Consider the following 12,666-nt stretch of genomic DNA (forward strand, 5'->3'; position numbering starts at 1 on the left):
TCAGCCCGTCGGCCCCACCTTCACTGCGGCGACCTGCTCCGCGGCAGCCTGCTTGGCGTCGTCACCCGAGCTTTCGTGAGGCGCGGGCCCGCATGCTGCAACCGTCTTCGGCGCGGCCGGCGGGCCGGGGTCTCGCTCCGGCGGGCGCGGCGGCGGTGCACTCGCCGCCGAGGTGGACGACTCTCGCAGCTGCGCACAGCGCTCGCGACAGAAAGCGCCCGCGGCCGCAACGGAGCCGGGAGCGCGGCACTGTTTCAAGCCCCCATAGCGGAGCTCTCGATGATCGCAACGAAACGTCTCACGCTCCGGCGAACAATTGCGCGCTCGGGTGTGGTCGCGCATGGGGGGGGTCAATTCCGCTCCGGTGAACAGCCGCAACTGCCGCATAAGCAATTGTCCCGCACCGGGGACGGCTCATGTCAGTATTGGATCATGCCACTTTCCATCATTTCCGCGCCGCGTCGATGACGCTTCCACGCGGACCGCAATCTTGAGCCGGCGGTCATGGCGTTTCGGCAACTCGCCGGCCGCCCCACAGGAGCGGCACCCCAATGGCGGCGCAATCGGACGGGTTGGCGGCGAAGCAGCGTTGACGTCGCGGCGAAGAGGCCGCCGGTCGCGGACATGACGTCACAGGCGGTGTGCGGCGGCAAAACAGGGCGGCGCATGGCCGCGGTCAGCCAGTCCGTCTGGCCGAGGGCATGGATCACCGAGGGACGGACGCCCTGCCACCAGCGGCAGGGCAGAAGCCGACGGCGCACCCGGCAGGTGAGCCTGCCGGACCGCCTACTGCTCGGCGTCGTGTTTGGCCATGGTCTCCTGACGCTCGGGCTCCTCGCGGAGGATGGCCGCGTCGAGCCATGTGTCCGGAAGCGCGAAGCCGTCGACCAAAGTGCGCATGTGCGGCCGCAACGAGCGGAGCAGGTCGTTGACGGCGTTGGTGACGGCCTTGGAGCGGGCAGGGGTCAAGCGCTGGTGTTCGAGGAACCAGCCGCGGTCGGCCTCGATGGTGGTCAGGGCGTACAGGTCGCAGACGCGGGACAGCAGGGCCTTGACGTCGGGGTCCTCGGTGCGCTCGATGCCGGCGACGAAGGCCTCCAGCACCACGCGGTCGATGTGGGCGGTCGCCGTCTTGAGGACGTGGTCCTGGACGTCGTTGAAGATGTCGAAGGGGCGGTCCTTCTTCGTGGCGGCGCCTCGGCGCAGGCGGCGGATCACGCCCTCGAGGACGTGCTTCTCGCGGTCCTCCAGCATTTTCAGCTGCCAGCCACGGTCGGTGAGCGCGACGTCGTCGCCTCGGCCGGGGACGGCGTCGACGAGGCGCTGGATGAGGGAGCGGGCCGCCGTGCGTTCCAGCACCATCTCGCGGACCTGGTCGGCGACGAACGCCGTGCGGCCCCAGCCGTCGAGCGAGCCGAACGCGTCGCGGTAGCCGGTGAGCAGGCCCTTCGCCACCAGCTGGAGCAGGACCGTGTTGTCGCCCTCGAAGGTGGTGAACACGTCCGTGTCGGCCTTGAGGCCGGGCAGCCTGTTCTCGGACAGGTAGCCCGCGCCGCCGCACGCCTCGCGGCAGGTCTGGATGGTGTGGGTGGCGTGCCACGTCTGGGCGGCCTTGAGCCCGGCCGCCCGCGATTCGAGCTCGCGCTGGTCGTGCTCGGCGGCGTCGGCGCCGGCCACCTGCACGTCGTGCATCTTGGCGACCAGTTCCTCCTGGCCGAAGTGCAGCGCGTAGGTCTTGGCGAGCGCGACCAGCAGCTTGCGCTGGTGGGCGAGGTAGTCGTTGAGGGCCACCTCGCGCCCGTGGCCGGGCGCGCTGAACTGGCGGCGCACGTCGCCGTAGCGGACCGCGATGGTCAGCGCGACGCGGGTGGCCGCCGAGGACGCGCCGCCGACGCTGACGCGGCCGCGCACCAGCGTGCCGAGCATCGTGAAGAAGCGGCGGGTGTCGTTCTCGATCGGGCTGGAATACGTGCCGTCCTCGGCGACCTGACCGTACCGGTCGAGGAGCATGTCGCGGGGCACGGTGACGTGGTCGAAGCTGAGCCGGCCGTTGTCGACGCCGAGCAGGCCCGCCTTGTGCCGGTCGTCGCCGATGGTGACGCCGGGCATCGGGTTGCCGTGCTGGTCGCGGATCGGCACGAGGAACGCGTGCACGCCGCGCCTCTCGCCCAGCGTGATCAGCTGGGCGAACACGACCGCCATGCGGCCGTCGCGCGCCGCGTTGCCGATGTAGTCCTTGCGGGCCGCCTCGTGCGGCGTGTGCAGGTCGAAGGTGCCGGTGGCGGGATCGTAGACGCAGGTGGTGCGCAGCCGGTGCACGTCGGAGCCGTGACCGGTCTCGGTCATCGCGAAGCAGCCCATGAGCTCGGCCGACATGATGTCGCGGACGTAGGCCTCGTGATGGCGTTCGGTGCCCAGCGCGGACACGGCGCCGCCGAACAGGCCCCACTGCACGCCGGCCTTGACCATGAGGGACAGGTCGACGTGCCCGAGCATCTCGGCGGCGACCACCGCGGCGCCCGGGTCGAAGCTTCCCCCGTACGCCGAAGGGAAGGCGGCCGTGACGCCGAGATCGGCCGGCAGCTCGGTGAGCAGGCCGGTGATGCGCGCCCGGGCCTCGTCGATGCTCTCGCCCGGCACCGGCGTGAACCGGCTGTCGTCGAGGCGCTCGCGGGCGGCCCGCCGGATGTGCGCCCAGCGGCCGTCGAGCACGTCACGCAGCGCAGCCGAGTCGATCATGAGGCTCTCCCAACGCGAGACCGCCTGGTACAGGTTGTACCCCGTCGTGGGTACAGACTGTACCAGCTATCCTGAGCCGATGAGCTCAGCGGCGGTCAGGAGGGACACCATCGCCGCGCGGCGCGCGGGTGGCAGCAACCACCGCGACCGCATCGTCGCGGCGGCCGTGCGCGCGATCGAGGAGCACGGCGGCGACGCGGGCCTCGCCGTCATCGCCGACCTGGCCGGACTGCCTCGCCCCCACGTCTACCGCCACTTCACCGGCAAGGACGAGCTCGACCGTGCGGTGGCCCGGCACGCCGCGAAGACGCTCGGCGCCTGGATCCGCCCGTCGCTGACCGTGCGCGGCACGCCCCCGCAGGTGATCGAGGGCCTGATCACGCGGGTGCTCCAGTGGGCCGCCGAGCATCCCAACCTCTACCGCTTCCGGGTGCGCCTCGGCCCCGGCGAGGCGGTGCCGCAGCTGACCGGCGCCCTCGCGGCCTACCTGGGCAACGACGGCCCGCCCGAGCACGTGGTGGCCGGCGTGATCGGCATGGTCGACGCGAGCGTCCTGTGGTGGTTCGAGCACCGCGACCAGATCGACCAGCGGGCCCTGAGCGCGTCGCTCTCCGCCCAGGTGTGGCTGCTGCTCTCCGCCGCGCTCACGACCCTCGACCCGGCCGCCGCGCTCACTCCGTCGTACGAGGGCTGACGTGCGCGCCCGTCCCTCGCTGAGCCCCGAGCTGATCATCGACGCGGCCAGCCGGCTCGCCGCGACGTCCGGGGCCGAGGCGCTGACCGTACGCCGTCTGGGCAAGGAGCTGGGCGCCGATCCCACGGCCGTCTACCGGCATTTCCGCGACCGCGACGAGATCGTCCTCGAGGTGGCCGACCGCCTGATCGGCCAGATCATCGAGGAGCTGCCGGCCGGCCTGCCCTGGCGGGAGCGGCTCGACTGGCTGGGCCGCGCGCTGGTGCGCACCTTCGTCGGCCATCCGGCGATCGCCCCCACCGTCGCGATGCGCACGACGCGGCGCCCGGGCGAGTTCCGCACCGTCGAGGTCATTCTGGGCGCGCTGCGCGAGGCCGGGCTCGGCGACCGGCAAGCGGCGGTGCACCACCGGGTCTTCGCCGACACCCTCCTGTCGTACGCGGGCATGTGCGCCGGCTACGCCACCCTGGAGGAGCGCAGCCGCCGCGGCGACGAGTCGGCGTGGGCCCGCGAATACCAGCAGCTTCCCGCCGCGGACTACCCGAACATCGCCGCCGTGCGGCCGCATTTCGCCACAGTGGACGACGACGTGGTCCTGACCGGCCTGCTCGGCGCCCTGCTCGACATGATCGAACGCGAAGCCACAAGTCAACGGCGTTGACAACGGCTCGCCGATGACGAGGATGGGCGGATGACCACAGCACTCGCGTCGATGATCGCCGCACAGCCGGACGTCATCGACTCGCTGGCCTCCGCCGGCCCCGCCACCGCCGAGCGCCTGGCCGGCGCGACCCGGATCTGGCTCGTCGGCACCGGCACCAGCCTGCACGCGGCCGAGCTGGGCGCCGCCGCCCTCGAGACGGCCGGCGCCGACGCCCGCGCGATCCCGGCGAACCGCTTCACCTCCGTGCGCCCGGGCGACGCCGCCATCGTCCTCACGCACACCGGCCGGACGGCGCACGCCCTGCGCAGCCGCCGGGTCGCCCTGGACGCGGGCATCCCGCTCGTCTCGATCACCGGCCCGGACTGCGACTGGCCCGACGCCGTGCGCACCCCGATCGCCGAGACCTCCGAGACGTACACCGTGAGCTACACCGCCGCCCTGACCGTGCTCGCCGGCATCGCCCACCAACTCGGTGCGCCGGGTCTCGACCCCGCAGCCGTACGGCAGACAGCGTCGCGCGTGCGAGAGGTGCTCGCCGAGCCGGGCATCGACGCGGTGCCCCTGCCCGCCCGCGCCATGGCGATCGTCGGCCCCGGCAACTGGGCGGTGACGGCCCGCGAAGGCGCCCTCAAGATCCGGGAGGGCGCCCGGATCCTGTGCGAGGGCTTCGACCCGGACCGCCTGCTGCACGGCGCCGCGGTGCCCTACAGCGCCTCGGACACCCTGCTGGCCCTGGCGCCGTCCGACGAGCTCACCGCGGGCCTCGCCCACGCCGCCCGCGTCACCGGCATGGGCGTCTTCATCCTGCGCGGCGAGGAGGGCGACGGGCTGCTCGCCCAGATCCCGATGACGGTGCGGTTGCAGCTGCTGGCGCTGCGCTTCGCCCGCCAGCGGGGCCAGAACGCCGACGTCGCCATCACGGGAGCCTGGGCCGACCACGCCCTGTGGGAGGCCCTCTGACTCTCGGCAGCGCCCGGCAATCTCTCAGCGCGCGCTCAGCAACGCCCGGCAATGCTGTGCCCCATGATCATCGCCGAGCTCGCCGTCGTCCTGTCCTCGGCCGTGCTGGTGGCGGCGTGGTGGCTGCCGGCCGCCGCCCGCCGGCGCACCGCGGTCGGTGCCGCCGCCGTGACCATCGCCGGTGCTTTGTGGACCCTGCCGGACCCGCGCTGGCAGATCCTGCTGCTGCTGGGCGCGGACCTCCTCGCCGGCGCGCTCTGGCTGCTCGGCCGGGCCCGGTGGCGGCTCGCGCTGCCGGCCACGGTGCTCAGCGCCGTCCTCGTGCTCGCCGGCGCCGGGGCGGCCTGGGCGCTGCCCGTACCGTCGTTCCCGCCGTTGTCCGGGCCGTCGGCGGTGGGCACCACGGTGCTGCAATGGACGGATGCCGCCCGTGACCGCCGTACCGTGGTCGTGCAGTTGTGGTATCCGGCCCAGCACGTGTCCGCCGACGCGCCGCGGGCGCAATATCTCGGCCGCACCCGCCGCGAAGCCGACACCGTCGCGGACGCGGTGGCCGGCTATCTCGGGGCGCCCGGCTTCCTGCTCGACGGCCCGGCCCGCGCCCACACGCACGCGGTGCCCGACGCGCCGCCGGCGGACGGCCGCTTCCCGGTCGTCCTGTTCTCGCCCGGGCTCGGCGGGGTGCGCACCCAGAACACGGCGTGGGCCGAGGACCTGGCGAGCCGCGGCTACGTGGTGGCCGGCGTGGACCACCCGTACGACTCGGCCGTGGTCGTCCTCGCCGACGGCAGCGTGGTGCGGACTCGCGTCGCGTCCAGCGGGAACAGGGCCGAGGACGACCGGCGGCGCATCACCTGGACCACGACGCGGGCGGCCGACCTGAGCTTCGTCCTCACCCAGCTGAGCGCCCTCGGCGCGGGGCCCCTCGCGGGACGGCTCGACACCACGCACGCGGCGGCGACCGGCCATTCCGTCGGCGGGGCCGCCGCCATGCGCGCCGCCGAGCGCGACCAGCGCTTCACCGCGGCCGTCAACCTGGACGGCGGCCTCGACGCCGACCAGGCCCCGCCGCGTCAGCCCGTCCTCGCGCTGACCCACGAGGTGCGGGACCAGGCGGACACCGACTATGTCGAAAGGCTGACGAAGGCGCTCGACGGCGGGCGCGCGACCAGCTACCGGCTCAGCGTGCCCGGCAGCGCCCACCTCACCTTCACCGACGCCCCGCTCTACCTGCCACCGGTCCCCTCGCTGGTGGGCTCCCTCGGCCGCACCGAGAGCGTGCGGATGACGGCGGAGACGACCGCCGCGTTCCTCGACGCCACCCTGCGCGGCAAGGCGGTCGACCTGCCCGCGACGCTGGGAAGGTACGGCGAGGTGTCGGTGCGGCGGTAAGCGTCTCGTAAGGGTCCGGCCCGCCCGGCCGCCGATACGGTGTGCCCATGAGAAAGCTCTGCTTGTCGATGGCAGCGGCGGCCCTGGTCCTGACGGCCTGCGGAACCGGCGCCGAGGAACCCGCCGGCTCCGCGCCGCCCGTGCCCAGCAGCGCCGCGACCGCGACGTCCGCGGCGCCCACCGCGACCGCCACGACCGCGACCGCGACCGTGCCCGCCGTTCTCAAGTTCACCGGCACGACCCTGGACGGCGAGGCTTTCGACGGGGCAACGCTGGCCGGCAAGCCCGTGGTGTTCTGGTTCTGGGCGCCCTGGTGTCCCAAGTGCCAGGCCGAGGGACCCGCCGTCGCCAAGGCCGCCGCGAAGTACGGCGACAAGGTGCGCGTCGTCGGCATCGCCGGTCTCGACAAGAGCAAGGACGCGATCAACCAGTTCGTCGACCGGACCGGCACCTCCGGCATCGTCCACCTCGACGACCGGACCGGTGCGCTCTACAAGCATTTCGGGGTCACCTCCCAGTCGTCCTACCGGTTCGTCAGCCCCGGCGGCGGCACGGAGTCCGCGACCGGGCCCCTGGACGAGCGGGAGCTCGCCGACCTCATCGACCAGCACACCGCCTAGATGGACGACATCACCTTCGCGCTGGCCGCCGGCCTCGTCGCCGCGTTCAACCCGTGCGGCTTCGCCATGCTGCCCTCCTTCCTGGCCATGCTCGTCTCCGGGCCGGGCGGCGTGGTCCGCGCCCTGCGGCTGTCGGCCGCCATGACCACGGGCTTCGTCACCGTCTTCGGGATCATCGGCTTCGTCATCAGCGTCGCGACGGCCCCGATCCAGCAGCACCTGCCCTGGGTCACCGTGGTCACCGGCGCCGCCCTGGCCGGCCTCGGCTGCTGGATGCTGACCGGGCGCGAGCTCTCGCTGCCGATACCCCGGCTCACCGTCGGAGGGCCGACCGGCTCGTTCCTCGCCCTCTACGGCTACGGCGCCTCCTATGCCGTCGCCTCGCTGTCCTGCACGATCGCGCCGTTCCTCGCCGTGACCGGGCTGGTCTCCGGGTCCGGTGACATCGTGAACGGGCTGACGGCCTTCATCGCCTACGGGCTCGGCATGGGACTCGTCGTCGGCCTGCTCGCCATGCTCGTCGCCTTCGCGCGGGACACCGCCGTGCGCAGGACCCGCGCCGTCCTGCCGCACATCCGGCGCATCAGCGGCGCGTTCCTGCTCCTCGCCGGCGTGTACGTCGCCTACTACGGCTGGTACGAGCTTCGCCTCATCGCCGGCGACACCGCCGGTGACCCGATCGTCGGCACGGTCACCGAGATCCAGGGGCAGATCACCACCTGGCTCGACGCCATCGGCATCTGGTGGATAGCCGTGGCCTTCGCCCTCACGGCCGCGACCGCCCTCACCCTGCGGGCAGCCCGTCAGACCCGCACCGCGGACACGGACGCCGAGAAGGCCGGCTGACCACCCGCGGATCAGCCGGCCCCACAGCCTCTCAAGCCGCCACGTACACCCAGGCCGTCTCCCCCGACGCCAGCGGTGCCGCCACGCGGCGGTAGTCGTCCACCTCGTACTCGTCGGCCCTGGCCAGGTCCTGCTCGGTCACCTCGAACGCCGAGCCGTCCACGCCGTCGGCGGGGTCGGAGCTGGCGATCAGGATCGGGTGGTGCGTCTCGCCGCTGACCTCCAGCACGTGCGGGTCGGTGATCCTGACCTGCTCCAGGCGAAAGCCCGTCAGGCGATCGGGGCGCCCGGCCAGCTCGCGGCCGAACGTGGCGCGCTGCACCGCCGGGTCGCGCAGGGTTCCGTACGAGAAAAGCACTGGCATCTACGCTCGATCCTCCGTGAGCCGGCCGCCGGCGAGGCGCAGGCGGCGGTTGATCCCGATCTCGGCGAGGAAGCGGTCGTCGTGGCTGACGACCACAAAGGCCCCCTGGTACGAGGTGAGCGCGCTCTCCAGCTGCCCGACGCTGACCAGGTCGAGGTTGTTCGTCGGCTCGTCGAGCAGGAGCAACTGCGGCGCGGGCTCGGCGAACAGGATGCAGGCCAGGGTGGCGCGCAGCCGTTCGCCGCCGGAGAGCACGCCGACCGGCAGGTGCGCCCGGGCGCCGCGGAAGAGGAACCGGGCCAGCAGGTTCATCCGCTCCGCGTCGGCCAGGGCGGGAGCGAACTTCGCGAAGTTCTCCACCACCGTGCGGTCGTCGTCGAGCAGGTCGAGGCGCTGGGAGAGATACGCGACCGGCACCAGCGCCTCCTCGGCGAGCCGCCGCAGCAGCGTCGACTTGCCCGCCCCGTTGTCGCCGATCAGCGCGATGCGCTCCGGCCCGCGGATGCTCAACTCCACGTCCGAGAAGACCGGCTTGTCGCCGTAGCTCGCGCTCATCGACGAGCCCTGGAAGACCGTCTTGCCGGCCGGGACGTTCGTGCCGGGCAGCTCCAGGCTGATCCGGTCCTCCTGGCGGGCGGCCCGGCTGGCCTGGTCGAGGCGGGCCTGCGCGTCACCGACCCGGCTGGCGTGGGTCTCGGCCTGCTTGGCGGCGGAGACCTGCGCGTCGCGTTTGAGGTTGCCGGCGACGATCCGGGCGAGGCCGGCGTCGGCGAGGTTGCGGCTGGCGTTCGAGGCGCGGCGCTGCGCACGCTCGCGGGCCTGCTGCATCTCGCGTTTCTGCCGCTTCAGGTCGGCCTCGGCGTTGCGCACCTGCCGCTCGGCGACCTCGCGCTCGGCCCGCACGGCCTCCTCGTACTCGGTGTACGTGCCGCCGTACCAGCGGACCTCGCCCTGCGGCTCGAGCGCGGCGATGCGGTCCATCTCGTCGAGCAGCTCGCGGTCGTGGCTGACCACGAGCAGGCACCCGGACCAGGCGCGCAGCACCTCGATGAGCCGGTCGCGCCCGGTGCGGTCGAGGTTGTTGGTGGGCTCGTCGAGCAGCAGCACGTCGGGCCGTTTGAGCAGCTGGGCGGCGAGCCCGAGCGACACGACCTGCCCGCCGCTGAGCGTGCCGAGCCGGCGGTCGAGCGCCACGTCGCCCAGGCCGAGCCGGTCGAGCTCGGCGCGGGTGCGCTCCTCGACGTCCCAGTCGTTGCCGATGACGGCGAAGTGCTCCTCGTCGGCGTCGCCCGCCTCGATGGCGAGCAGCGCGGCGATGATCCGGTCGACGCCCAGCACCTGGGCGACGGTCTGCTCCTGCTGGAACGGCAGGTGCTGCGGCAGGTAGCCGAGCACGCCCTCGACGTGGACGGCGCCGCCGGTCGGCTTCAGCTCCCCGGCGATCAGCTTGAGCAGTGTCGACTTGCCCGCCCCGTTGGACGCGACGAGACCGGTGCGCCCGCCCGGAACGGACAGCGAGAGGTCCTCGAAGACCGGCGTGTCATCCGGCCACGAAAAGGACAGCGACGAACAAACGATGTAACCATCGGACATTTTTGGAGTTCCCAAGGATCGCGGGCCCTCGGCGCGAGGACCCGTCGGCTGACGAAGGGCACGACAACAGAGGCCGCGGCGACGGCGCGTTTTTCACGCGCGCCTGCGGCCCGCCGGGGTCCTCACCCGGAGATGTCGTCCTCGACTGCCATGCCCACTCCCGATCTAGGCAACTGCTGAAGCTTAGCGCGCCGCCGCGGCCCCGCGCGCGTGAGATGATCTGGCGCCGTGGAGCTGTTCGAGCGGAGTCGATACCGGTACGTGTACTCGCCGACCGGGGAGGGCATCTACTGCGTCGGCAACGTGGTGGAGTGCGACTACCTCACCGTGGACGGCGCCACCCGCATCCCGTGGGGCAAGGAGCCCGCGCCGGAGGACCTCGACCGGATCCGCTGCCTGGACCTGGTGCCGAGCGCCGCCCAACTGCGCCGGCCGAAGCTGCCGCCCTACCTCGCCGACCTGCCCCACCTGCGGTCGCTGTCGCTGCCGGCCGCCATGGTGGCGCTGCTCGGCGACACGGTGCCACCCGCGCTCGTCATCAGCGGTGAGGCCGAGAGCCCGGTCACCCTTGGAGAGATCGAGTCCCTTCTGTACGTCGGCACGGACCTTTCCCGCGTCGTCGACCCGTTGCCACCGGTCGCCTTTCTCCGCACGCTCATCGGCGGCCGCGACAAACCGCGCGAACAGCTCCGGTCGCTCACCACCCTGCGGCATCTGGAGCTGGAGGACGTCCGCAACGACGACGTGCTCGCCGACATCCGCTCCCCCGTCGAGGCGCTCGAGATCGCCGGGACCGGCCGCCGGTTCCCGATGACCGGCCTGCCGAAGTCGGTGAAAGCGCTCCGCCTCAACGGCGTCCGCGCCGAGATCGACTGCTCGCTGCTCACCGGCCTCGACGAGTTGGACGTCCTGAACAGCCGCAAGTTCACGAATATCGACGCCCTGCTGGAGATCCCGAGCGTGCGCTTCCTCAATTGCGGCAACCCGTTCAAGGGCCGCCCCGAGTTTCAGGACAGGGGCTTCGACATCGCGTACGCCTGACGCCGCCCGTATTGGTGGAAGCTCATCGGGCGGCGCAGCGAGAACCCCAGCTTCTCGTAGAGCCGGATCGCGCCGGTGTTGCCGGCCGCCGCGTGCAGGAACGGCGTCTCGCCGCGCTCCAGGATGCCGGCCGCGACCGCGTTGACCAGCCGGCCCGCGAAGCCGTGGCCCCGGAAGGCCGGGTCGGTGCAGACGGCGCTCACCTCGGTCCACCCCGGCAGGCGCATGCGCTCCCCGGCCATCGCGACGAGCCGGCCGTCGCGGCGGATGCCCAGGTAGGTGCCGAGCTCGATGGTGCGCGGGCCGAACGGGCCGGGCCGGGTGCGGGCCACCAGGTCGAGCATCTCCGGCACGTCGGCCGCGGTCAGCCGCTGCGCCTCCGGGTCGGCTTCCCCGCGTACGGCATCACCCACCAGCTGAACGCCCTGAAAGCGTGCCGTGACCTCCCAGCCCTCGCCCGCGGTGTCCGGCCCTGCCGGCAGCAGGACGGCCTCGTCACCGTCCGTCAGCACCGCGAGGTCGGCCCACGAGGCCGGATCGGCCGCGTCGGCGAGCGCGTGGAACGGCGAGACCTCGGCCCGGAACCGCGCGGCACGGCCGTACGTGTCGGCGAACCCCGCCTGCACACCGGAGAGCGCACTCCACACCGGGTTGTCCAGCGGCGCCACGTCCAAGATCGTCATGCGTCTGGCTTAGCACACGCCCGGCCGTAACCGGAAAGTGACGACGGCCACGACCGCTCGCGGAACAGTCACTCGACCGATGCCCGTCGCCGCGCGCGGCCGCACGCTCGAAGAGGCAACCGGCCAGGCGCACAGGTGGGGGCATCGATGTCGCACATCTCCGACTTCGACGACGGTTCCGGCAAGTCCGAACTGGACCTGCTGGTCGAGGCGATCCTCGAGGCCCTTCGCACGGGCGTGCTCGGCGATCAGGCACTCGGCATCCGCCGGCCCGTGCCCACCGTTGTGTTCGAACCCGGTTCGCCGCCTCCGCGATCACTCCTCAACTAGACGGGAAGCCCCTCGGCCTCTATGAGACTCACGAGAAACCTCGCAGCCGGATTCGCCTTCGCCTCGGCCGTCGTGGCCGGTGTCGTCGCCGCGCCGTCCGCACCGGCACAGGCACAGGCACAGACGACGTCTTTCGAGATCGTCGACCTGGCCGCCGCGAAGAAGACCGTCGCGCTCACCTTCGACGACGGGCCCTCCAAGTACACGCCGCAGATCCTCGACATCCTGAAGCGCAACAAGGTCAAGGCGACGTTCTGCATGCTCGGCAACAATGTCGGCCCGTACGCGGCAACTGCCCGCCGCGTCGTCCGCGAGGGCCACCGCCTCTGCAACCACAGCCGCAGCCACCCGAACTTCACCAAGCTGTCGAACACCGCGGCCCGCAACCAGGTCGTCTGGACCCAAAACAAGATCTACAGCGTCACCAAGGTCAGACCCAAGGTCTTCCGCTTCCCGTACGGGGCGAGCAACTCCCGCACGCGCACCGTCGTCCGAGCCCAGAACCTGCGCATCCTCGGCTGGACGGTCGACACCCGTGACTGGTCCCGCCCCGGCACCGCCACCATCACGTCCCGCGCAGTCAAGGGCACCCGCCCCGGCGCCGTGATCCTGATGCACGACGGCGGCGGCAACCGCAGCCAGACGGTGGCCTCGCTGAACGCGACGATCCGCCAGCTCAAGGCGAAGGGCTACACCTTCGTCCTGGCCTGACCGAGACCCCGGGCCGCCGGCGGCGACGC

13 protein-coding genes are annotated in these 12,666 nt (G+C 72.3%); 9 read left to right on the forward strand and 4 right to left on the reverse strand.

Annotated elements, in window-relative coordinates; translation table 11 throughout:
- Nucleotides 1-786 precede the first annotated feature (786 nt).
- The gene (locus Ade02nite_RS17130) at nucleotides 787-2,739 is read right to left on the reverse strand and encodes an acyl-CoA dehydrogenase family protein (protein WP_203763668.1); all 1,953 of its coding nucleotides are present in this window, start codon (nucleotides 2,737-2,739) and stop codon (nucleotides 787-789) included.
- Between the two features lie 79 nt (nucleotides 2,740-2,818).
- Here Ade02nite_RS17130 and Ade02nite_RS17135 point away from each other — a divergent pair, with 79 nt between their 5' ends.
- From Ade02nite_RS17135 to Ade02nite_RS17160, 6 genes are all read left to right on the forward strand, one after another.
- Complete coding sequence (locus Ade02nite_RS17135) at nucleotides 2,819-3,433, forward strand: TetR/AcrR family transcriptional regulator (protein WP_203763671.1); 615 nt, start codon at nucleotides 2,819-2,821, stop codon at nucleotides 3,431-3,433.
- Between the two features lies 1 nt (nucleotide 3,434).
- Nucleotides 3,435-4,094 carry a TetR/AcrR family transcriptional regulator gene (locus Ade02nite_RS17140; RefSeq protein ID WP_203763674.1) on the forward strand — a complete coding sequence of 220 codons (660 nt, stop codon included), beginning with the start codon at nucleotides 3,435-3,437 and terminating at the stop codon, nucleotides 4,092-4,094.
- 30 nt (nucleotides 4,095-4,124) lie between these two features.
- Complete coding sequence (locus tag Ade02nite_RS17145; protein WP_203763677.1) at nucleotides 4,125-5,057, forward strand: SIS domain-containing protein; 933 nt, start codon at nucleotides 4,125-4,127, stop codon at nucleotides 5,055-5,057.
- Nucleotides 5,058-5,120: 63 nt separating this feature from the next.
- A complete protein-coding gene (locus tag Ade02nite_RS17150; protein ID WP_203763680.1) occupies nucleotides 5,121-6,449 on the forward strand; it encodes an alpha/beta hydrolase family protein in 1,329 nt (442 codons plus the stop codon).
- A 47-nt stretch (nucleotides 6,450-6,496) separates the two neighbouring features.
- Nucleotides 6,497-7,069, forward strand: a complete 573-nt coding sequence (locus Ade02nite_RS17155; RefSeq protein ID WP_203763683.1) for a redoxin family protein — start codon at nucleotides 6,497-6,499, stop codon at nucleotides 7,067-7,069.
- On the forward strand, nucleotides 7,070-7,915 hold the full coding sequence (locus Ade02nite_RS17160; protein ID WP_203763686.1) for a cytochrome c biogenesis CcdA family protein: 846 nt from the start codon (nucleotides 7,070-7,072) through the stop codon (nucleotides 7,913-7,915).
- Between the two features lie 31 nt (nucleotides 7,916-7,946).
- Here the strand turns inward: Ade02nite_RS17160 and Ade02nite_RS17165 are convergent, their stop codons facing one another.
- Nucleotides 7,947-8,279 (reverse strand): gamma-glutamylcyclotransferase family protein, encoded by a 333-nt coding sequence (locus tag Ade02nite_RS17165; RefSeq protein WP_203763689.1) that lies wholly within the window; start codon nucleotides 8,277-8,279, stop codon nucleotides 7,947-7,949.
- On the reverse strand, nucleotides 8,280-9,872 hold the full coding sequence (abc-f, locus tag Ade02nite_RS17170) for a ribosomal protection-like ABC-F family protein (RefSeq protein WP_203763692.1): 1,593 nt from the start codon (nucleotides 9,870-9,872) through the stop codon (nucleotides 8,280-8,282). It abuts the gene before it with no gap.
- Nucleotides 9,873-10,100: 228 nt separating this feature from the next.
- On the opposite strand from abc-f, the gene Ade02nite_RS17175 reads away from it, so the two are divergent.
- Nucleotides 10,101-10,913: a hypothetical protein gene (locus tag Ade02nite_RS17175; protein ID WP_203763695.1), complete on the forward strand. Its 813-nt coding sequence runs from the start codon at nucleotides 10,101-10,103 to the stop codon at nucleotides 10,911-10,913.
- On the opposite strand, the gene Ade02nite_RS17180 is transcribed toward Ade02nite_RS17175, so the two are convergent.
- Entirely contained in the window at nucleotides 10,880-11,596 is a 717-nt protein-coding gene (locus tag Ade02nite_RS17180; protein WP_203763698.1) for a GNAT family N-acetyltransferase, read from the reverse strand. The genes Ade02nite_RS17175 and Ade02nite_RS17180 overlap by 34 nt on opposite strands.
- Nucleotides 11,597-11,743: 147 nt before the next feature.
- Between Ade02nite_RS17180 and Ade02nite_RS17185 the strand changes: the two genes are divergently transcribed.
- Nucleotides 11,744-11,926, forward strand: coding sequence for a hypothetical protein (locus Ade02nite_RS17185; protein ID WP_203763701.1), 183 nt, complete (start codon nucleotides 11,744-11,746; stop codon nucleotides 11,924-11,926).
- 21 nt (nucleotides 11,927-11,947) lie between these two features.
- A complete protein-coding gene (locus tag Ade02nite_RS17190) occupies nucleotides 11,948-12,637 on the forward strand; it encodes a polysaccharide deacetylase family protein (protein WP_203763704.1) in 690 nt (229 codons plus the stop codon).
- The last annotated feature ends 29 nt before the right edge of the window (nucleotides 12,638-12,666 follow it).

It is taken from the genome of Paractinoplanes deccanensis, from assembly GCF_016862115.1.
Classification (GTDB): domain Bacteria; phylum Actinomycetota; class Actinomycetes; order Mycobacteriales; family Micromonosporaceae; genus Actinoplanes; species Actinoplanes deccanensis.

Excerpts from the sequence above, each read along its gene's own strand:
- Ade02nite_RS17130 (WP_203763668.1), bottom strand. The coding sequence starts at position 2,739 with ATGATCGACTCGGCTGCGCTGCGTGACGTGCTCGACGGCCGCTGGGCG.
- Ade02nite_RS17135 (WP_203763671.1), top strand. The coding sequence starts at position 2,819 with ATGAGCTCAGCGGCGGTCAGGAGGGACACCATCGCCGCGCGGCGCGCG.
- Ade02nite_RS17145 (WP_203763677.1), top strand. The coding sequence starts at position 4,125 with ATGACCACAGCACTCGCGTCGATGATCGCCGCACAGCCGGACGTCATC.
- Ade02nite_RS17150 (WP_203763680.1), top strand. The coding sequence starts at position 5,121 with ATGATCATCGCCGAGCTCGCCGTCGTCCTGTCCTCGGCCGTGCTGGTG.
- Ade02nite_RS17155 (WP_203763683.1), top strand. The coding sequence starts at position 6,497 with ATGAGAAAGCTCTGCTTGTCGATGGCAGCGGCGGCCCTGGTCCTGACG.
- Ade02nite_RS17160 (WP_203763686.1), top strand. The coding sequence starts at position 7,070 with ATGGACGACATCACCTTCGCGCTGGCCGCCGGCCTCGTCGCCGCGTTC.
- Ade02nite_RS17165 (WP_203763689.1), bottom strand. The coding sequence starts at position 8,279 with ATGCCAGTGCTTTTCTCGTACGGAACCCTGCGCGACCCGGCGGTGCAG.
- abc-f (WP_203763692.1), bottom strand. The coding sequence starts at position 9,872 with ATGTCCGATGGTTACATCGTTTGTTCGTCGCTGTCCTTTTCGTGGCCG.
- Ade02nite_RS17180 (WP_203763698.1), bottom strand. The coding sequence starts at position 11,596 with ATGACGATCTTGGACGTGGCGCCGCTGGACAACCCGGTGTGGAGTGCG.
- Ade02nite_RS17185 (WP_203763701.1), top strand. The coding sequence starts at position 11,744 with ATGTCGCACATCTCCGACTTCGACGACGGTTCCGGCAAGTCCGAACTG.
- Ade02nite_RS17190 (WP_203763704.1), top strand. The coding sequence starts at position 11,948 with ATGAGACTCACGAGAAACCTCGCAGCCGGATTCGCCTTCGCCTCGGCC.